The 19,125-nt window shown below is 57.1% G+C and carries 17 protein-coding genes and 2 pseudogenes; 6 read left to right on the top strand and 13 right to left on the bottom strand.

Features of this window, described 5'->3' with window-relative positions:
• Positions 1–147: 147 nt before the first annotated feature.
• Positions 148–690: pseudogene (locus PMI18_RS31530) on the bottom strand (tyrosine-type recombinase/integrase).
• A 742-nt stretch (positions 691–1,432) separates the two neighbouring features.
• Between PMI18_RS31530 and PMI18_RS31060 the strand changes: the two are divergent.
• Positions 1,433–1,684 carry a hypothetical protein gene (locus tag PMI18_RS31060; RefSeq protein WP_007899997.1) on the top strand — a complete coding sequence of 84 codons (252 nt, stop codon included), beginning with the start codon at positions 1,433–1,435 and terminating at the stop codon, positions 1,682–1,684.
• A gap of 483 nt (positions 1,685–2,167) precedes the next feature.
• Positions 2,168–3,517 carry a hypothetical protein gene (locus PMI18_RS16485; protein WP_007899999.1) on the top strand — a complete coding sequence of 450 codons (1,350 nt, stop codon included), beginning with the start codon at positions 2,168–2,170 and terminating at the stop codon, positions 3,515–3,517.
• 284 nt (positions 3,518–3,801) lie between these two features.
• Here the strand turns inward: PMI18_RS16485 and PMI18_RS16480 are convergent, their stop codons facing one another.
• Both PMI18_RS16480 and PMI18_RS16475 read right to left on the bottom strand, forming a co-directional pair.
• The gene (locus PMI18_RS16480) at positions 3,802–6,372 is read right to left on the bottom strand and encodes a sialidase family protein (RefSeq protein WP_007900001.1); all 2,571 of its coding nucleotides are present in this window, start codon (positions 6,370–6,372) and stop codon (positions 3,802–3,804) included.
• A 259-nt stretch (positions 6,373–6,631) separates the two neighbouring features.
• A complete protein-coding gene (locus PMI18_RS16475) occupies positions 6,632–7,708 on the bottom strand; it encodes a nucleoside hydrolase (protein ID WP_007900003.1) in 1,077 nt (358 codons plus the stop codon).
• 393 nt (positions 7,709–8,101) lie between these two features.
• On the opposite strand from PMI18_RS16475, the pseudogene PMI18_RS31890 reads away from it, so the two are divergent.
• Positions 8,102–8,223: pseudogene (locus PMI18_RS31890) on the top strand (inositol monophosphatase family protein); the annotation flags it as partial.
• Between the two features lie 121 nt (positions 8,224–8,344).
• Here the strand turns inward: PMI18_RS31890 and PMI18_RS16470 are convergent.
• The gene (locus tag PMI18_RS16470; protein ID WP_007900014.1) at positions 8,345–9,181 is read right to left on the bottom strand and encodes an NAD(P)H-binding protein; all 837 of its coding nucleotides are present in this window, start codon (positions 9,179–9,181) and stop codon (positions 8,345–8,347) included.
• A 180-nt stretch (positions 9,182–9,361) separates the two neighbouring features.
• Between PMI18_RS16470 and PMI18_RS16465 the strand changes: the two genes are divergently transcribed.
• Positions 9,362–10,027, top strand: coding sequence for a TetR/AcrR family transcriptional regulator (locus PMI18_RS16465; RefSeq protein ID WP_007900015.1), 666 nt, complete (start codon positions 9,362–9,364; stop codon positions 10,025–10,027).
• A 24-nt stretch (positions 10,028–10,051) separates the two neighbouring features.
• Here the strand turns inward: PMI18_RS16465 and PMI18_RS16460 are convergent, their stop codons facing one another.
• The 8 genes from PMI18_RS16460 to PMI18_RS16425 form a co-directional block, all read right to left on the bottom strand.
• Positions 10,052–10,336 (bottom strand): hypothetical protein, encoded by a 285-nt coding sequence (locus tag PMI18_RS16460; protein ID WP_007900016.1) that lies wholly within the window; start codon positions 10,334–10,336, stop codon positions 10,052–10,054.
• Positions 10,337–10,640: 304 nt separating this feature from the next.
• The gene (locus PMI18_RS16455) at positions 10,641–10,871 is read right to left on the bottom strand and encodes a hypothetical protein (protein ID WP_007900017.1); all 231 of its coding nucleotides are present in this window, start codon (positions 10,869–10,871) and stop codon (positions 10,641–10,643) included.
• A gap of 130 nt (positions 10,872–11,001) precedes the next feature.
• Positions 11,002–11,259, bottom strand: a complete 258-nt coding sequence (locus PMI18_RS16450; protein WP_007900018.1) for a hypothetical protein — start codon at positions 11,257–11,259, stop codon at positions 11,002–11,004.
• Positions 11,260–11,327: 68 nt separating this feature from the next.
• Positions 11,328–12,365 (bottom strand): DNA topoisomerase IB, encoded by a 1,038-nt coding sequence (locus PMI18_RS16445; RefSeq protein WP_007900019.1) that lies wholly within the window; start codon positions 12,363–12,365, stop codon positions 11,328–11,330.
• Positions 12,366–12,440: 75 nt separating this feature from the next.
• Complete coding sequence (gene modC / locus PMI18_RS16440; protein ID WP_007900020.1) at positions 12,441–13,520, bottom strand: molybdenum ABC transporter ATP-binding protein; 1,080 nt, start codon at positions 13,518–13,520, stop codon at positions 12,441–12,443.
• A gap of 3 nt (positions 13,521–13,523) precedes the next feature.
• Positions 13,524–14,204, bottom strand: coding sequence for a molybdate ABC transporter permease subunit (modB, locus tag PMI18_RS16435; protein ID WP_007900021.1), 681 nt, complete (start codon positions 14,202–14,204; stop codon positions 13,524–13,526).
• Complete coding sequence (modA, locus tag PMI18_RS16430) at positions 14,205–14,963, bottom strand: molybdate ABC transporter substrate-binding protein (protein WP_007900022.1); 759 nt, start codon at positions 14,961–14,963, stop codon at positions 14,205–14,207.
• 294 nt (positions 14,964–15,257) lie between these two features.
• Positions 15,258–16,319 (bottom strand): NAD(P)H-dependent flavin oxidoreductase, encoded by a 1,062-nt coding sequence (locus tag PMI18_RS16425; RefSeq protein ID WP_007900023.1) that lies wholly within the window; start codon positions 16,317–16,319, stop codon positions 15,258–15,260.
• Between the two features lie 160 nt (positions 16,320–16,479).
• On the opposite strand from PMI18_RS16425, the gene acuI reads away from it, so the two are divergent.
• Both acuI and PMI18_RS16415 read left to right on the top strand, forming a co-directional pair.
• Entirely contained in the window at positions 16,480–17,463 is a 984-nt protein-coding gene (gene acuI, locus PMI18_RS16420; RefSeq protein WP_007900024.1) for an acrylyl-CoA reductase (NADPH), read from the top strand.
• Between the two features lie 53 nt (positions 17,464–17,516).
• Positions 17,517–18,005, top strand: coding sequence for a GyrI-like domain-containing protein (locus PMI18_RS16415; protein WP_007900025.1), 489 nt, complete (start codon positions 17,517–17,519; stop codon positions 18,003–18,005).
• On the opposite strand, the gene ada is transcribed toward PMI18_RS16415, so the two are convergent.
• A complete protein-coding gene (gene ada / locus PMI18_RS16410; protein ID WP_007900029.1) occupies positions 17,969–19,042 on the bottom strand; it encodes a bifunctional DNA-binding transcriptional regulator/O6-methylguanine-DNA methyltransferase Ada in 1,074 nt (357 codons plus the stop codon). The genes PMI18_RS16415 and ada overlap by 37 nt on opposite strands.
• Positions 19,043–19,125 lie beyond the last annotated feature (83 nt).

Genomic DNA, 19,125 nt, shown 5'->3' on the forward strand with positions numbered 1-19,125 from the left:
TAGGCTGATAACTGCTGATGTAGAAGGGTCGCTTTCACCCGTTTTTATGGTTGCGCTACGTTGAGTGACGACCTTGATTTCATGGACGCTGAATGACTGCTTTTGGCCAGATAGCGACGGTCAAGCATCGACCGTCGCTATGGATGGTCAGACTTCCATCTGTTGCGCCATTTCCAAGGCATCATCGACCTCGATTCCCAGGTATCTGACGGTACTTTCAAGCTTCGTGTGTCCAAGCAGAAGCTGGACAGCTCTCAGGTCTTCGTCCTGCCAGGTCTTCGTCCTGCGATCGATCAGCGATGCTTTAGTTCGCCGTAGTGTGTGAGTACCGTACATGGTTGGGTCAAGACCAATTGCTGTCACCCACGCTTTGACTATCCGAGCGTATTACCTGGCGGAAAGGTGGTCTGAAGCGCGCAATCGGGTCGGAAACAAGAAGTCCTCGCTGCGGAGGTGCGCCTGATGCATCCACACTTCCAAAACCGTTCGGGTTTGCTCAGTGATTTCAAATTGCACTGGATGCTGAGTTTTCTGCTGCATCACGATGGCCCGTGACGAAACATGCTCCCCATGGGCGATGTCTCGAACTCGCAGCTTGGCTAAGTCATAGGCACGTAGCTTGCTGTCGATGGCCAAGTTGAAGAGTGCCAAATCACGTGTCTACTCCGCGAGCTGGAGTCTGACCCGAATGGCTCAGATATCTCTGACTCGGAGCGGGGCTTTTTGCCCCACAAGCTTTCCCTTGTTCCACGGCTGATGGCTGTATCTAGTAATAGTGTTCATGGCTGGTCCTCCACGTTGAGGGAAGACAAGGGTGGATCAGTCACAACGAGTGGTAGTCGCTAGGCATACGACGTTAGCCCTCGATAGAGGCATGTGCAGAGCCGTCTGATCAGTCACTTCAGTTGCTATTCGCCTCCAAGCGTCAGACGGACTGGATGCGGGTGAGCGGCCTGCTGCTTGATAAAGTCATTAGGGGGAGGGGGGGCAAAAGTCTGGAGCGCTCACCCCATGGACCGTTCTCTGCCCGTTTCAATCATTAATTCGTAGTTTTTTAGGAAATCGCCGTCTTGGGCGAATTTGGGGGGAATGCTGGAGGTGCTGCGTCTAAAGTATTAGCGTTCGCAGTATCGGCGCCCCCACGCCCAAACTGTTTTTCCATCTCTTCCATCCAAAAACGGGGAGAGTAATGATGATCACAAGCGTCACCCGGCGACGGCAAAACGGGGGAGGGTGTCGGCACGACCGGCGACCGGCGGGAGGCGGGAGGCGGGAGGCGGAGAAGATAAGGGTACTTCCCGTTTTAGGTATACGTTTAGGTATATATGCTGAGATTAATAATAGATAAATCCAGTAAAATAGCGGCCTTTAGGCGGTATGTTCGATCCCGGCTTCGGCACCATGAATATCAAGGGCTTGCGTGAGATACCTCATGCAAGCCCTTATTTTTTTCCGCGATAATAAAATCCTTTCCGCAATTCGCCGCCGTCGATCACTTTGTCGGGGTTACCTTCATGCCTTTGCGCATTCGAATGTACTGCTCAGTCATGCCGACGATTGTGTGTTTCCGGTTGATCGCGCGCTGCACGAATATTGCCTGTTGATTTCCTCCTTGTCCGTCGCAGCCTTCGCCTGTAAATCGCCGCATTTGAAAGCCTTGGGGATGCAGTTTTTCGCGCCATGACTGGATCAATTACCAGTTCGCCGATGATCTCGATTCTGTGCTTTGCCCCTGCCTTTCCTTGCTGAACGAAAAGTTTTCCATCTTTTATGTCATGTTCGTCCGTCTTCGATGCATCGGCCGCCCTGGGGTCTTCGGCGGTCGCAAAAGTATTGATGTGAAAAGGATGGCACTTTTCTGGAAATGGCCTACACCTGAAAGCAAGGAAGAACGGTAAGAGATCGACAGGAGTCGATAGGCAGTATCCCTCGCATCCCCTGCGCACAATCCGTTTCCTCTCTTTTTATCATTCCGGGCAAATCGGCGGGGGGGATTGAGCGCATTCCTCCGGCGCTGCCGAGGAGGTAGACCACCCAATACCCAGTTCACCCGTGAAGCCGGTCTCGGCTATCAAACCGAGACCCTGAACAAGAATAAAGGAAGCCCCGCATTGACGGGCAAAAGCCCAAACGATGCCAGGCGTTTTCGCTATCAAGGAGATCATCGATGAACCAGCCCCAAGGAAAGCTCACAGCATTCGCGGTGACAGCCACGTTGTTCAGCGTCGCAGCCCAGGCCGGAACCTACCCTGACTATGGCTACGCACCACCCGACAGCTATACCGGCGCCAAATTCGTACTCAGCCAGAGCTATCCCACCACACCGCCCAAAGGCCAGCTACCGGCGTTCTTCAAGAACCTGCCGGCCAAGCAGGACAATAATTTTGAAACCTGGCGTGCCTACATGGACGAAGTGAAAAACTATTGTCTGGAAGGTAACGTCGACGTCAATTGGGACGTCCAGAAAAACAAGGTTCGTCATTGGTATCATATGCCGTGGCAGCACTATGGCCCACTTGGGCGTGAGGGCATTCATGGCTTGACCAAGGAAGCACAGATTCAGAAGCAGCAACTGGCGCCTACCCAAACCGCCACCGGCCAGACTTATGCCGTGGGTATTTACAACGACATTGGCGCCTACACCATCGGCCAGGTCTGGAAAGACCCACAGAACCCTGATCCGAGCTACACCTCACAGCCCAAAAGCTTCGCCAACGGTACAGTCGTGTGCAAGGCACTGTTTGCCGACATCGACCGCAACACCGTGCCGTTTCTGGTCAATCCGGTTTTGTGGCAGGGCTATATCACGGAGACCTTCACGTCCGCCAAGCGCCAGGTGAAGGAAGTCGCCCTGATCCAGATGGACATCGCCGTGCGTGATACCCGCATGAGCGCTACCGGCTGGATCTTCGGGACCTTCCAGTACAACGGCGCCATGACCGGCAAGGCCGGTTGGGACAACCTGATACCGGTGGGGATCATGTGGGGCAACGATCCGAAAGAAACCGGCAATGACTTCACAAACCCGACACCGACCATCACCAAGATCAACACGGCGCTGCAACAGACAGCCATCAACGCTAACACCAAGGAACTGCCGCCGACCCACCTGGGCTGGAACGGTCGCCTCAACGGTCCTGTGGACAATCCCAACAGCTCCTGCCAGAGCTGCCACATGACGGCCGAGTCACCGCAAGTGGCGATCATGAATCCGCTGTTCCAGAAAAATCCGCCAGCGGTGGGCTCGTCTAAATGGATGGAGTGGTTCCAGAACATCCCGGCAGGCCATCCGTTCACCCCAGGCAGCCAGAGCACGGATTTCAGCCTCCAGATGTCGGGCGGACTGGTGAACTTCTATCAGTGGAAGTGTGACATGAGCGGGATCTACGAGGACGGCTTCAACGCTTGTACGAAAATTGCCAGCATGAAGTCGAAGATGATGAAGTCCGGCAATGCGGCGCCGCAGCCAGTGCAGCGAGTGATGCGGGATCCAAGCCTGGAACAACTGCTCGAGTAATATGCGACAACCTCCGGGCACTTGTTGCCCGGAGGCTGACTCACGCCATCAGCAGCAGTTGCTGCGTTCATGCCGCGCCTCCTCGCCGAAGCAAGTTGACTGCATGAACTAGCCAGGCAATGCCATCCCTTCGCCCCATGCCCATCACAAGCGCTTACTCACTACTACGAATGGCTCCGCCTCTTGCCTTTGCATCGGGATTCTTGCGGTGTGGGCCGCTTGTCATTTCCCTTGGCATCAAAGGCAAGAAGGGTTAATTCGCCGATATAACGCTATCGGCCGATTTAATTTTCCCCTTTATCCTTCGAGGTATTTGGCTGCTGCGTGCCCGTCTTCTCAACTGCACCTTCATCCTCAAGGCTGAGAGAGTATTTCATGGCCCGTTTCTGCATGGTGCCAGCATCTGGATAACCTACGGTCTCCGGATTCCTGAAGCCGGTGGGGACAACGAAGTTGATCGTATGAGGTTTGGCCGTAGGAGGTTTGATCGCATCAAACAGGAAACTGAAACCTTGTTTCAGTACGGACTGGGCGATGCCGTGACATCCCATACAGCCGCCCATGGTCTGGCTTTGAATGTTGTGATCATAATCAGGCACCCTGATGTTCTTCATGTCGCGCGTATTGGTCAGGATGTGGTCTTTCGGAATGGGGAATGAGTTCCCCCCGCGAAACAGTTGAATCCCCGGCTGGCTGCTTTCGACCATTATATTGGCCAGGTAATAATCCGGGTCGGTTTCAGTGCTCGACGGGATAGCCTGCACCCCTTTAAGCCGGTAGTACTTCCAGACCGAATTGTTGAATTCGCTGCTGTCGTTCATTAACTGCTTGACCTGGTTGTTGACCGCAGTGACTTCGGAATAGATGGTTTGTGGTTGCACTACGCGTATCGGGCCGGCCTGCCCTTCATGGATCCCGTTGCTGCCGGAGTAGACGGGCGGATTAAGGGTCGAATCTGCGACGTCACGCTTGGGCAGGGTAACCTTATGGATTGTGTTGCCGTCAGAGAAGGTAGCGACCGGTAGATTGTTGTTATCCGAATCGGGGTAGGCAATCTTGTCGTAGTTGGCGATATAGTAAAGTCCGGTTGGCGAGGTGCCGTCCGGCAATGTCAGCGCATCCTGCTGCTCGAAAGTGGCGAATATGAAGGTTGGGTAGTTGGGCGTCTTATGGATGATATGTAGGGCTACCAGAGCGTAGTCTTCATTGTGCGCCAACGGCGCATCATCGCTGCCCTGATAGGTCACCACCGTCGCCGTATGGTAGCGCTTGCGCTGCATTTCCGGAATGTCTGCCAGCTTGCGCCATGCTGCCTTGACCTCCACCGCGCCGTCGGGCAGAACGATATGATCCGGATAACTGCCGAGGCTTTTCGCATACTCGTAAACGACGTGATTCGCCTTGGCCTCAAACAGGATCTGGCTGTCTTTTGAAGGGGTATAGTCGGTCCCTGTCATTGTCATTGCCGCTTTCGGAGGATTGACCGGGAAAAATATAGCGTTTTGCCCTATTTGGGTCGCCTCGTCCAGATTGTTGTAATGAGCATAGCTGGCGCCTGATGCCAAAGGCGCACCGTTGGGGAACTTGATATAGCTGTATTGCGGGTCAGAAGCAAACGGACGCGTAGGGCCGCCTACGGGGTTTTGCTGTTTTTTATCCCCTGGAAACAACTCGGTGCGGTGGGCGAAGGTTTGCCACAACAAGGGGATGGAAGACGCCAAGGGGCTGGACGCCTTGCCCGAATCGGCAAAGCTGCTGCCTGGATTGCCGACGCCGCGGTTAGCTGGTAACGGAGTGTTGGCCGCATTGTTCAGTGCGATAAAACTCCGCCAGGCGAAGGTTGCATAGTCGGTATGGCTAAGGCCCGAAGCCAGATCCGCAGGCAGCTGCGGGTTGTCTGCGGTTAAATCGTTTGCGGTAATGGCATAGGAAACGCCCAGTCCCGACGGGTAGGCAGAATGCCCGGGGAAACTCTTGGAGAAATACGGACTCCAGTTAAGCCCATCCTTTGAATAAAAAGTATTGGAGCTGCTACTGATGAACACGCGCTCGCCGATCATCGTTGCACTGTTCAGAAACGTCTTGCTGGTTATACCCGCCAGGTCTTTCTTCACGCCCCATTGGCGGGCCCGGTCGTAAGTGCGTGCGAATTGGCCGCCATTATAAAGAGAGTAATAGACCCATAAATTACCGTTATAGACGACGGGAACCAAATTCAGAATCGTGTCGGCGCCTTCCTGGAACGCTACATTTTCCCGGTCCCACAGAACGCCGTCATTCGAGGTGACATAGTAAACAGCTTTACCTGCGTTTTCGTTATAAAAGACAAACAATTGCCCGTTATACACGACAGGTTTGTTATTGATGGCCCTATGGAGGGCGGTATCGACAAGGTTAACCTTGGACCAAGCGACGCCGTCTTCGGAGCTGATGGTCTTTAAGTGACGACTCTGGGCATCGGCAAAGGTCAATACCAGTTTTTGCTTGAATACGGTAACGGAGACATCACCCAAGATGCTATCCACTGCGAGGGGTTTTGGGGCGGACCAGCTTTTTCCCTCCGCTGAAGTGGAAAAATAGATATGACTTTGATCATTGTTGTTGGACCAAAACATATAAATTTTGCCCTTGAACGACTGCACCACGGGTGTATATAACCCTGTGGGGCGGAATGGCACCATGCTCGTCGAAGAAGGCTTATCGCCTGGGGTATCTGGACTGTCAAAGACATCGACTGCGATCCCCACACCTTGTTGGGGCGTCGCGATGATCACGCTCTCCGCATAAGCCGATGAGACTGCCAATAAACCCCATAGGCACAGCATCAGACGGCTAAGTATCGCTTTAACGTTCATATATCCATTCCTTTGAATGATTTGCTACTACGGGCCGTCGGTGCGCCCTGACAGATGTAGTTGTTCCATTGCTGAAGCGCGATCTGCATTCGCAGCGAGATGTCCGGGTTCAATAGGTTTGCATTCCCCTCCGTTGTAATTCATGGGATAGCGTGTGAACTGGAAGTCATTGACTGCGTTGCGATAGGCAAGCTTCCTCGGAATGGCGACGTCATCGGCAAAGGCCGATGACGTCAATCACGCCAAGAATAGAGGGTATTCACTCATCTGCCGCTACCGCCGTTGCGTTGGCCATGTTTTCGGCCGTGGCTTCGGCCGAGTTCCCTGCAATGGTGTTTAGATAAAGTGCCCTGACGAACCCGGGTGCGGTCCCCAGGGCAACGTCGACCGGAGCGCCAGACTTATCCGGCACCAACTTCCCGCTTGTATCCTGTTCTTCGTTTAGCTCCTGTTCTACCTGCAGGCCATAGCGGGTAAATTGGATAAACTGAGGGTCGGTTACCGCGATGGCCGCCAATGGATCCCAAAAATACAGATAGGCGCCGATACCGGGCGCGATGGTCGAGCTTTGCAGCACTTGTGTGAGGAATTGAGCAATCGGGTTGGAAATGCGGGAGAGTTGGCGCAGGAAATCCTGCGTAATAGGGATCTGGTTACATGCGTTTAGCGCAACCAATTGCACTGGGATCCCGCCATTAAAAACATATTGAGCAGCAAGCGGATCCAGGAAGATGTTCCATTCGGCAACATTGTTGGTGTAGTAGGGGGTGTCACCCAGAGCGTCAATAATATTGCCGGCCGCCCCGGGCTGGGCGTATTGCGGCAACAAATTGCCCCCCATCATAACGATGCGGTCTATTTTGGTGAGCAACAAGTCTTGCAATGCGTCGTCGGTTTCAGCTTGCTGGAACAAATGCCCCCACGTCGTACCGCCACCTATCATTAATACGGTAAAATTATGATCGGTATTTTCCAATGCTTCCCTTAAGAAAGCGACCGCATCTGTTCGCGTGGGATTCAGGTTTGTTCGCGGAAACGGGGCGTCGTAATGTTGATCCGATGCCTGGCGTGTTTCAAAGGGAAAGGTATTGCTGTACACCATGGGGCGCTGAAAACCAGCGGCGACGGGGATGCGCTCTATCTCAGGGTCATCGAACAGCGTGAGGAAGTTACTGATGTTTTCAACGCCGTGAGTTAAGTGAACAGCGCCCACACCCGTCACTGTGATGCCTTCGACCTTTACCGCGTGATGCTTTAGCAAATACGAGATGGCCATGTAGTCGTCGAAATCGACATCGGTATCTATGAGTAGGTGTGTGAGGGGTTGTACAGACATATAGTCAGCCTCCTGGCTAATGAAGAATTTACGTCCGATGTCAAGTATAGGAAAAATCACCCAGTTCGCCCAAAGCCAGCGGTAGTTTGCCGCCAGCGGTCGCCACTCCGCCACTGGGCTCCCTTGCTTTTGCCCTGAATATCTGCGCTTGAAACCACCCCGATTCTTACGCTCTGGCGGCCCCCATCCTGACCATCACACTAACTTGAGTTTTGAATACTTATGCATTGCCGAGCCCCCCAGCTTTTGCAGGTACAGATGTAGCAGTAGCATCGTCCATAGTAGACGCCTGTTTAATATCGTCTAGTGGTCTGAGCAATTAATCTATTTATTTACTTATAACGATCTGCTATGGATTCAGTGTGATGGATTTATTATGTGCATCACTATTGAGTTGTGGACTCTAACGATGGCACAAGTGATTTTCTGAAGGGATTGAAGGGGTCTGCTTTATCGGTGGGGCTACTGCATAAAGCGATCCCGGTGCTGGGGTTGTATATGCACCTGCCACGCCAACTGACAGACAAACCCTTGGTGCTTACTCACCATATCTATCAAAGGCCCGCATGAGAAAACTCATGCAGGCCTTTGTCGTTTCTGCCTCGTAATTTCTCCCAGGCTCCACCCGCTGCGATCTCAACCCTCACCGCCCCAAACACCCGTAGCCGCCGTGCGCCGAACATAATCGGTGAAGTCCCGCGCGGGCCGGCCCAGTGCGCGCTGTACACCGTCGGCAATCGGGGTGTTGCGACCATCGAGCACCGTTGTGAAGAGATACAGCACCAGGTCGATCAACTGAGCGGGCAGTTGCGCCTGTTCCAGCGCCTCGCGATAGGCTTGCGGCGGTACGGCGATGAACTGGATATCGCGTTGGGTCTCGCGGGCGATTTCATTGACGGCTTCGGCAAACGTCAACGCTCGCGGCCCCGTCAGTTCATAGAGTTGGCCTGAATGGCCGGGTTTGGTCAGCGCCTCGACGGCGATTTCGGCGATGTCTTCTGCATCGATGAAGGGCTCTGCGATATTGCCGACGGGCAGTACCAGTTCGCCCTGAAGAATCGGCTCCAGAAAGTGTGCCTCGCTGAAGTTCTGGCTGAACCAGCTGGCGCGCAGGATGGTCCAGTCAACGCCGCTGTTTTGTATGACACGCTCCGCTTGTTCCGCTTCGACTTCACCGCGTCCGGACAGCAGGACCAGTTTGCTGACGCCGCTTTTGACTGCCAGATCGGTGAACGCCTGAACGGTTTCGACAGCGCCTGGGACGGCGAGGTCTGGCTGATAGGCGATGTAAACGGCGTGGATTCCATCCAGCGCGGCATCCCACGTGGATCGATCCTCCCAGTCGAAAGGTGGATTGGCCGCGCGTGATCCCTCGCGCACGGGACGTCCGGTGGCTTTGAGTCGCTGGGTAATCCGGCGCCCGGTTTTGCCGGTGGCGCCGAGGATCAGGATTGTCTCTTGGGTGGCTGTCATCGCGTTCATCTCCATCGTTTAATGTGAGTGATACTCACGTTTAAAAGATGATAAACGCTCATGTTCTGCCGTCAACCGACAACATCGAAGAAGCCGACGTATGGCTACTGCCTATTGGGCGCGGTGGTAGGCGGTGCTAAGGTGAGTCCTTGTCATGTTTATTAATCGGGAAATCCGCCAGTGCAAAAGAAAGCAGCCGCTGGGCTCGAACAATCTGTTTCAGAGCCGACCCGACGCAACCCCACGCAGCAACGCAGCCGCGAGCGTCAGGAGCGAATCCTGGGCGTGGCGACCCAACTGATCGCGACCAAGGGCAGCGATCAGGTGAAGATGAGCGAAATCGCCGAACGTTCGGAGATTTCGATCGGCTCTCTGTATCAATATTTTCCCGATAAGAGTTCGATCATCCGCACGCTGGCCGAGCGCTATAACGCCGAGAGTCGTCGCTGTATCGAAGGGGCATTGGCTGCGGTCGAGGATGCGCAAGGGCTGCGCGAAGCCTATTCGGACTTGCTCGATCAGTATTACGAGATCGTTCTGGCTACGCCTGCGATGCGTGATATCTGGTCTGGCATGCAGGCGGACAAGCAGCTTTTGGCACTGGAGCTGGAGGAGAGTCGTGTCGCCGGCGGCTTGTTGGCCGATGCGATGCTGCGGGTGTTTCCCGGCAGCGATGCGCAGCAAGTCACCGATGCAGCCTTTTTGATCTGGCATCTGGGTGAGGCGACCATGCGATTGGCCATCTCTTGCGCGCCCGACGAGGGCCGGCGCCTGGTCGAAGCGTTCAAGCGCATGTCGCTGGGTGAAATCATGGCACCGGCGACCATGTGTACGTCCGAGTCATAAGCCGGGCGGGGCCAAGCGTGTCAGCTACACAAATGGCTGGCCGGTAAAACCACGTGGCAGTCTTTGCAGCCCGGGCATGTCGATCAGCCGCTGGGTCCAGGCTGCGCGCCAGTCATTGGCGGTGTGGGCGGCTTTGGCCTTGCGTGCGGCCCGACGTGCAGCGTTGCGTTCGGCTTTGCGCGCTTCTTTGAACGCATCGGTGTTGCGGCAGCTTCTGCATTTCACGCGGGTCAGTATGCTGCTTGAAGTCAGGTTGCTGCCTTTGTGTCCGCAGGCCAGGTGCCCGCCGACTTTGAAGTGAGTGACCATGGGGTATCTCCTTCGTGATGTGTAATCGTTCGACAGACGGGCGAGGGCGTTCGTTCGCTATACAGCAGGCAAAAAAAGGCCCGCATGCGGGCGGGCCAATGGGCATTCTTGAAAAGGAGTGGGTGCACTGTAAGGGGGGAGTTGTGAAGGCGGTGTGAAATGGGAAAGGGCTTGAACAAAAAAAGCCCGGCAAACCTGGCCGGGTGGGTGTGTAACGCAGACAGGGATAAGCCTGGTGACGATGATGTCACCGATCAGGCGTCCTGACTCAGGCTCTGTCCCTGGTTTGAGTACCGTGGTCGACTCATCTGAACCGAGGCAGCGGCGGCTCTACAGGTTTGAGTGCAGACAACGCGCTGCGAATCTGCGGCGTGTCTTTCTCGATGTCGTTCAGACGATCGCGAATCCTGAGGGCTGTCGGATGCCCCCCTTGATTATCAACCCAATCGGCGATTTCCTTGCAGGCAGCGGCAAGGCGCGCCTGACGGGAGTCAAGCAGGGTGAGCAGGGTGGTGATGGACTCTTTCTCGGACATGACATACACCTCCGTTCAAAGAAATCGGGTAAAGGGCAACAAAAAGCCCGCGAGGAGCGAGCTTTCTGCCAATGGGTCGCTGATCCTTCAGCTCCTTTGAGTATAGACCCGGAAACAAAACAGGTCAGCTTCAGGCTTGCCGGGACTTCGGCGAGCTGACCGCGTTAAGCCGCCGACATTCGCGCGCGGCGTCCTCTTCAAGATCGAAGCCGTCACCGATGAAGCCACGGGTGCGGGTATCGGTAATGCGATACCAGACAGCAGCATCGGGTGGCGGGTGATCGGGTTCTCCGGCCCGGCGGCCATGAATGATGATCTTGTTGCAGCGTTTCACAACGAAAATGTCTTCCATGGCGTCACCGAAGCTATTCGTATTCAGATCAAGCATAGAAGCCCTTTGAAATCACGCCAAAAAAGGGCAGGTCAGTTCGTCGGTTAGTTCGCCTCGAAGAGGTCTTACGGTGTTTCGGCCGTCTCGATAAGCTTCTCGAGAAGCACAGCCAGCGCGACTTCTTCGGCCCTGAGCCTTTTACGTCTGCTCGATCGCGGCAGTTCGGCCAACGCCCCCTGCATAAACCCATCAACGACGGCCGGGTGGATGTAGCACTTGCGGCAGACCGCCGGGGTATTGCCCAACTGCCGGGCGACATTCTTGACCATTTCCACCACATGTCGCTTCGCGTCGGCTTCCGATTCCCAATGCAACTCGCGCAACACCGCCAATGCCAGTGCACTGCCGGCCCAGGTGCGGTAATCCTTGGCGGTGAAATCGGCGCCGGTCAGCGTCTGCAAGTAGGCGTTGACGTCGGAGGAACTGATGGTGTGCCGCTCGCCGTTTTCGTCCAGATACTGAAAGAGGTTTTGCCCGGGGATTTCCAGGCAACGCTTGATGATCCGCGCCAGGCGCCGGTCTTTGACGGTGATCTGGTGCTCGATGCCGCTCTTGCCGCGAAACTGGAACAGGATTGCGCTGCCGTTGACCTCGACGTGACGACTGCGCAGGGTCGTCAGGCCGTAGGAGCGATTATCCCGGGCGTATTGCGTGTTGCCGACCCGGATCAGCGTCGCATCGAGCAAGGTAATCACCGTGGCCATGACCTTGTCGCGGCTGAAACCGGGCGCGGCCAGCAGCGTTTCCAGTTGTTTGCGCAGTTTCGGCAGGGCCAGGCCGAAGTCCCGCAAACGCGAATATTTGTCGGCATCGCGCACTTCCCGCCAACGCGGGTGATAACGGTATTGCTTGCGACCGCGAGCGTCGCGGCCGGTGGCTTGCAGATGGCCGCGCGGGTCGGGGCAAATCCACACATCGGTGTAGGCGGGCGGCACCGCGAGTGCATTGATGCGTTTGATTTCATCCGGATCGGTGATGCGCTGGCCCGCCGAGTCGAAGTAGCAAAACTTGCCGCGCAGGAGCTTGCGGGTGATGCCGGGCTGGCTGTCATCGACGTAATGCAGGTCGGGCGGCAATCCGTCGGGCAATGCAGTGTCTGGCATGGCGGCTCATCCTGGGCAGCGAATCATGGGGCGTTAAGCCATTGACCTCGCGTCATCGTCGGGGTGCCGACGGATTCAGGCCAGCACCGCCACCGCTTTGATTTGCGCCCAGAGTTGCTGTCCGGGGTGCACGCCCAATTGATCCCGGGAATAGCGGGTGATCCGCGCCAGTAGCGGTGTACCAGCCGCGCTCAGGCGGATCAGTACATGAGCGGCGTTGTCGGCACCGATTTCACTGATCACCGTGACCGGCAGACGATTGAGAATGCTGCTTTGTTCGACGCCTTGCAGGCTCAGGCTGACATCCCGCGCCTGGACCTTGCAGCGCAGTGCCAGGCCCTCGGCCATCGGCGAATGGGCGACCCGAATGCTCAGCTCCGTGTTGGGCAGTTGCAAGGTCAACAGCTGATAGTCGGCGTCATAGGCGCTAACATGCCCTTCGATCACCACACCAGCCTCGTCGCCCAGCGCCAGCGGCAGATCGAGCCGGGCCAGGGTTTCGCCGATGGGGCCGCTGGCCAGAGCCTTGCCGTTGCTAAACAGGACGAGGTGGTCGGCGAGCCGCGCGACTTCACCCTGGGAATGACTGACGTACAGCACGGGGATGTCTAGCTCATCGTGCAGCCGTTGCAGATACGGCAGGATTTCGTTTTTACGCTGGGTATCGAGTGCCGCCAGCGGTTCGTCCATCAGCAATAGTTTCGGGCTGGTGAGCAGGGCGCGAGCGATGCCGATCCGCTGGCGCTCACCGCCAGAAAGGTTCTGCGGATCGCGGCCCAGCAAATGACCAATCCCCAGCAACTCAGTGGCATGAGCCATGTCGACCCGGCGCTGTTGGCGGGGAATACGCCTGAGGCCGAACTCCAGATTGGCCCGCACCGATAAATGTGGGAACAGGCTGGCTTCCTGGAAAACGTAACCCAGAGCGCGTTTATGCGGCGGTACGAAAATCCCCTTGTCGCTGTCTTCCCAGACTTCATCGTTGACCTGAATAAAACCCTGCTCGGCCTGTTCCAGGCCGGCGATGCAGCGCAGGCACGTGGTTTTTCCCGAGCCGGAATGGCCGTAAAGCGCGGTCACTCCGCGGCCGGGCAGTTGCAGGTCCACATCCAGGGAGAATCCCGAATAATTCAGTTTCAAGCGCGCATGAATCATCGATCAGCTCCAGACCGCTTTGGTTTTACGGCTGGAGTAGAGCGCCAGCAATACTGCAAACGAGAACACCAGCATTGCCCCGGCCAGCCAATGAGCCTGGGCGTATTCCATGGCTTCGACGTGATCGTAGATCTGCACCGAGACCACTCGGGTTTTGTCGGGAATGTTGCCGCCGATCATCAGTACTACACCGAACTCGCCGACGGTGTGGGCGAAACCGAGAATGGCCGCGGTGATGAAACCGGGACGGGCCAGCGGCAGAACGACACTGAAGAACGTGTCCCAAGGATTGGCACGCAAGGTTGCAGCCACTTCCAGTGGACGAGTGCCAATGGCAGAAAAAGCATTTTGCAGCGGCTGGACCACGAACGGCATCGAGTACAGCACCGAACCGATCACTAACCCCGCAAAACTGAAGGTCAAGGTGCCGAGCCCTAGCGATTGGGTGAACTGGCCGACCCACCCGTTAGGACCGAGCGCCAGCAACAAATAAAAGCCAATCACCGTGGGCGGCAGCACCAAGGGCAGGGCGACAATCGCCCCGATCGGGCCGCGCAGCCAGGACTGGGTACGAGACAGCCATAACGCAATCGGAGTGCCGATGACCAACAGGATCACGGTCGTCAGGGACGCCAGTTTGAGAGTCAGCCAGATGGCGGAATAATCGGCACTCGATAGCGTCATTTAGAGTTGGTAACCGTAGGATTTGATGACAGCGGCGGCTTTCGGACCTTTGAGGTAGTCAACCAGCGCCTTGGCGGCTGGGTTGTCCTTGCCCTTATTGAGGATCACCGCGTCTTGTTTGATCGGGTCATGCAGATCGGCCGGCACGATCCAGGCCGAACCGCTGGTGACTTTGCCGTCTTTGTAGATCTGCGACAAGGCCACAAAACCGAGTTCGGCATTACCAGTGGATACGAACTGGTAGGCCTGGGTGATGTTCTGGCCTTCAACGATCTTGTCTTTGACCTTGTCGGTCAGGCCTTGCTTGGCCAGTACCTGAGTGGCGGCCAGGCCATACGGGGCAGCTTTCGGGTTGGCGATGGACAAATGCTGATACTGATTGTCGCTCAGCACGTTGCCCTTGGCGTCGACATAACCGTCCTTGGCCGACCACAGCGCCAAGGTGCCGACAGCGTAGGTGAAGCGCGAGCCTTTGACTGTGTCGCCTTCGGTTTCGAGTTTTTTCGGGGTGATGTCGTCTGCCGAGAGGAACACTTCGAACGGCGCACCGTTTTTGATCTGGGTGTAGAACTGGCCGGTTGCACCAAAGGAGGTGACCAGTTTGTGCCCGGTGTCTTTCTCGAAATCGGCCGCGATGGCCTGGATCGGCGCGGTGAAGTTGGCAGCAACGGCGACCTGGACTTCATCCGCCTGGGCTGACCCGAAAGCGAACACGGTGAACAGGCACGCGAGGGCAAAACGTGAGGCACGAATGGTCATGAAACGGCTCCGTGGTAGGCGAGATGAAACGCTATATAGCGGAATATATAGCGAATTGCCTGTAAACGGAACTTTCTAGCAGCGTGAAGAGAGTTCAACTGTGATGAAGGGGCTCCTGTGGCGAGGGGGCTTGCCTGTGGCGAGGGAGCTTGCTCCCGTTCGGCTGCGAAGCAGTCGTGAAGCTTTTGGGGCCGCTTCGCGACCCAGCGGGAGCAAGCTCCCTCGCCACAGGAAAGCCCCTTCATCACAGGAAGCGCCCTCACCACAGGAAGCCCGCTCCCACAGGTTTTGTGCCTAGCGAGTCAATTTGGCCAACGCCTCATCCGCCAACCGCTTGGTCAGCTCTGCCGAAGTCATTTCAACCCCCAACGTGAACGCCTGCCCGGCCCAAAGGCTGCTGAAATCCGCTTCCCCTTTGGCCCGCAACGGCATCAACGCACCGCCCGCCAGAGGGAACGCCGGCGCCTTGGCACTCATCGGCCCCAGCTCACGCATCACCCGATTGAGAATCCCGCGTGCCGGGCGCCCAGTGAAAATGTTGGTGACTGCCGTCTCGCTTTCCTTGGCCGTGCGTAACGCCTTCTGGTGAGAAGCGCTGATCTTGGCCTCCGGCGTGAACAAATAAGCCGTACCCACCTGGACCGCCGAAGCGCCCAGCAGAAACGCCGCCGCCACGCCCCGCACATCTCCAATCCCGCCTGCGGCAATCACCGGCACTTTCACCGTATCGACGATTTGTGGCACCAGGGCAAATGTCCCTACCTGGCTACTCAGGTCATCACTGAGGAACATCCCCCGGTGACCGCCGGCCTCGTAACCCATGGCGATGATCGCGTCGCAACCATGCTGTTCCAGCCAGATGGCCTCTTCGACGGTAGTCGCCGAAGAGAGAATTTTCGCCCCGGTCGCTTTTACCCGATCCAACAGAGGTTTTTCCGGCAGGCCAAAATGAAAACTCACCACTGCAGGACGAAACTCTTCGATCACTTCGCAGGCCGCGTTATCGAACGGAGCGCGATTGGACACCGGTGTCGGTGCATCGAAATCGACCCCCAATTCCCGGTAATACGGTTCCAGCAGATTTTTCCAGTCCCGGGCGCGTTGCTCATCGGGTGCCGGAGGTTGATGGCAGAAGAAATTGACGCTGAACGGGCGCTGGGTGTGTTGGCGAATCGTTTTCAGCTCCTCGCGCAGCTGCTCGATGCTCAGCATCGCGGCGGGCATCGAGCCCAGGCCGCCAGCGTTGCTCACCGCAATCACCATGGCCGACGTCGTCGCGCCGGCCAAGGGGCCCTGGATGATCGGCAGTTCGATCCCGAGCAGGTCAAGAATGCGGGTGTCTGGCCATTGACTCATGTGCAGTGTTCTCCGACGTCGGTAGAAGCGAATTTGTATCAGTAATGACTGACCCAAGGCCAGTCGTGTTTGAGGATTGGCTTAAAGTCGGCTACGGCGATGTGTTTTCATGTGTTATTTCAACAGCACGACAACTGAGCGATTCCATCGGGAGGCAGTGATGTTCAAAGGCATTTTGATCGACAAGGACGACAGCGGTTACCGGGCGACGTTGCAAGAGATCAGTGACGATCAATTGCCTGAAGGCGATGTGACCGTGCGCGTGGCGTACAGCACGCTGAACTTCAAGGATGGCCTGGCGATCACCGGCAGCAGCCCGGTGGTGCGCAAATTCCCGATGGTGCCGGGGATCGATCTGGCGGGCACTGTCGAAGTCAGCGGTCATCCGGACTACAAGGTCGGTGATCAAGTCCTGCTCAACGGCTGGGGTGTGGGCGAAGGACATTGGGGCGGATTGGCGCAGAAAGCTCGCCTGAATGGCGACTGGCTGATCCCGTTGCCCAAAGCATTCACCGCCGCGCAAGCGATGGCCATCGGCACGGCCGGTTACACGGCGATGCTGAGCATCCTGGCGCTGGAGCACAACGGAGTGACCCCCGATCAAGGCGAAGTGCTGGTGACGGGCGCCAATGGTGGCGTCGGCAGTTTCGCCATCGCGCTGCTGAGCAAACTCGGCTATCGCGTGGTGGCGTCCACCGGCCGCACCGCCGAGCACGACTACCTCAAGCAATTGGGTGCCAGTGAAATCATCGAACGCGCCACGTTGTCGGAGCCGGGCAAACCATTGGCCAAGGAACGTTGGGCGGCGGTGATCGACTCGGTCGGCAGCCACACGCTGGCCAATGCTTGCGCAAGCACTCGGGCCAACGGCACTGTCGCTGCCTGCGGCCTGGCACAAGGCATGGACTTTCCAGCCTCCGTCGCGCCGTTCATTTTGCGCGGTGTGACCCTGGCCGGCATCAACAGCGTGACCCAACCCAAAGCCAGGCGGATACTGGCCTGGAATCGCCTGGCCAAGGATCTGGACTTCGCCTTGCTGCCGCTGATCAGTCACGAAATCGGCTTGAGCGAAGCCATCGACGCCGCGCCGCGCTTGCTCGCCGGCCAATTGCGCGGGCGGGTGGTGGTCGACGTCAATCGTTGATCGTCTCGGTGCCAATCAAACAGACAAACTGTAGAAACAAGGAAATAGCGACAATGGATGTAAAGCTGCGTGAAGTGCTGCCCTTTAGCGTCTCTGGGTTGCAGGTTCGAACCCTTAATGCCGCAGAACAGCAGCCAGATACCGCGCGTATCGGCCCTATGTGGGAACAATTCTTCGTTGAGGACGTTTTCGACAAGATCGCCCATAAACAGCCGGATTCCTTTATGTACGGCGTCTATTCCAACTACGAGTCCGACGCTTCGGGCCACTTCGATGTAACTGCGGGTGCAGCGGTCACCGCACCCTCCGAGGACTTTGCGCAGATTCAGGTTGAGGGCGGCGATTACCTGGTGTTTAGCGCCAAAGGGCCGATGCCCGACAGCGTCATTCAGACGTGGGGCCTGATCTGGGCTTATTTCGAGGATAACCCGCAGGTTCGCCGCAAGTTCGCCACGGACTTCGAGGTCTACACCGGTCCGGAGTCCGTGGCGGTCTACATCGGCATTCAGGACTCAGCCGCGTTTTCGCGTTCCAGCAACTGACGCTTGCGCTCCACGCCCCAGCGATAGCCCGACAGGTTGCCGTCGCTGCGCACCACGCGATGGCAAGGGATCGCCACCGCCAGGCTGTTCGCGCCGCAGGCCTGAGCCACGGCGCGTACTGCTTTGGGCGCGCCGATGCGCTGAGCGATATCGGCATAACTGGCGGTGCTGCCGGCGGGAATCTCCCGCAGGGCTTGCCACACCCGCTCCTGAAACGCCGTGCCGCGTACGTCCAGTGGCAAGTCCAGGCCGAGGGCCGGAGCTTCGATAAAGCCGACGACCTTGGCAATCAACTGCTCGAATTCATGATCGGCACCAATCAGGTTGGCGCGCCGAAACTTGTCCTGCAGGTCACAGACCAATTGATGCGGGTCGTCCCCCAGCAGAATCGCGCAGACGCCGCGCTCACTTTGCGCCACCAGAATCGCTCCCAGAGAACACTGGCCGACGGCAAAACGAATGTCGTTGTTCTGCCCGGCCGCACGGTAATCGCCAGGTTTCATGCCCAGCAGTTGATCGGCGGCCTCATAGAAACGGCTGTTGGAGTTGAATCCGGCGTCATACAGCGCATCGGTGACCGTGCCGCCGTCTGCCAGGCGTTCGCGAACCTTGCGTGAACGATGGGCAGTGGCGTAACCCTTGGGCGTCAGGCCGGTGATGGCCTTGAACACGCGATGGAAGTGGAAACTGCTCAGGCCGGCAGCGTCCGCCAGTTCATTCAACGCCGGTAGCGTCTCGGCGGATTCGATGTGACGGCATGCGGCGGCCACGGTTGTGGCGTGCTGTGCGGCGACGTCGCTTTGATCCTTCGCGGCCCGTTTGCTGGGGCGATAACCCGCCGCCTGGGCTTGCTCGGCGGTGTCGAAGAATTCGACATTCTGCGGCTTCGGCAAACGCGCCAGGCTGCTGGGACGGCAGTAGATGCCGGTGGTTTTCACCGCATACACAAACTGCCCGTCGGCGCGGGGATCGCGCGCTACCACGGCAGCCCAGCGAGGATCGTTTTCGGTGGCGATTTTTGTCGATTGAGTTGTCATGGCTTCATCTCCGTTGACCCGTTTCGTGCAGATTAACCAGCCGGCAGAGACGCCACACTCCGGGTCTTGCGGTTGAATTCAAC

The organism is Pseudomonas sp. GM102, assembly GCF_000282555.1.
Lineage (GTDB): Bacteria > Pseudomonadota > Gammaproteobacteria > Pseudomonadales > Pseudomonadaceae > Aquipseudomonas.

Excerpts from the sequence above, each read along its gene's own strand:
- ada (WP_007900029.1), bottom strand. The coding sequence starts at position 19,042 with ATGACAACTCAATCGACAAAAATCGCCACCGAAAACGATCCTCGCTGG.
- PMI18_RS16475 (WP_007900003.1), bottom strand. The coding sequence starts at position 7,708 with ATGTCTGTACAACCCCTCACACACCTACTCATAGATACCGATGTCGAT.
- PMI18_RS16480 (WP_007900001.1), bottom strand. The coding sequence starts at position 6,372 with ATGAACGTTAAAGCGATACTTAGCCGTCTGATGCTGTGCCTATGGGGT.
- acuI (WP_007900024.1), top strand. The coding sequence starts at position 16,480 with ATGTTCAAAGGCATTTTGATCGACAAGGACGACAGCGGTTACCGGGCG.
- PMI18_RS16450 (WP_007900018.1), bottom strand. The coding sequence starts at position 11,259 with ATGCTTGATCTGAATACGAATAGCTTCGGTGACGCCATGGAAGACATT.
- PMI18_RS16445 (WP_007900019.1), bottom strand. The coding sequence starts at position 12,365 with ATGCCAGACACTGCATTGCCCGACGGATTGCCGCCCGACCTGCATTAC.
- PMI18_RS16455 (WP_007900017.1), bottom strand. The coding sequence starts at position 10,871 with ATGTCCGAGAAAGAGTCCATCACCACCCTGCTCACCCTGCTTGACTCC.
- PMI18_RS16425 (WP_007900023.1), bottom strand. The coding sequence starts at position 16,319 with ATGAGTCAATGGCCAGACACCCGCATTCTTGACCTGCTCGGGATCGAA.
- modA (WP_007900022.1), bottom strand. The coding sequence starts at position 14,963 with ATGACCATTCGTGCCTCACGTTTTGCCCTCGCGTGCCTGTTCACCGTG.
- PMI18_RS16470 (WP_007900014.1), bottom strand. The coding sequence starts at position 9,181 with ATGACAGCCACCCAAGAGACAATCCTGATCCTCGGCGCCACCGGCAAA.
- PMI18_RS16415 (WP_007900025.1), top strand. The coding sequence starts at position 17,517 with ATGGATGTAAAGCTGCGTGAAGTGCTGCCCTTTAGCGTCTCTGGGTTG.
- modB (WP_007900021.1), bottom strand. The coding sequence starts at position 14,204 with ATGACGCTATCGAGTGCCGATTATTCCGCCATCTGGCTGACTCTCAAA.
- modC (WP_007900020.1), bottom strand. The coding sequence starts at position 13,520 with ATGATTCATGCGCGCTTGAAACTGAATTATTCGGGATTCTCCCTGGAT.
- PMI18_RS16485 (WP_007899999.1), top strand. The coding sequence starts at position 2,168 with ATGAACCAGCCCCAAGGAAAGCTCACAGCATTCGCGGTGACAGCCACG.
- PMI18_RS16460 (WP_007900016.1), bottom strand. The coding sequence starts at position 10,336 with ATGGTCACTCACTTCAAAGTCGGCGGGCACCTGGCCTGCGGACACAAA.
- PMI18_RS31060 (WP_007899997.1), top strand. The coding sequence starts at position 1,433 with ATGCAAGCCCTTATTTTTTTCCGCGATAATAAAATCCTTTCCGCAATT.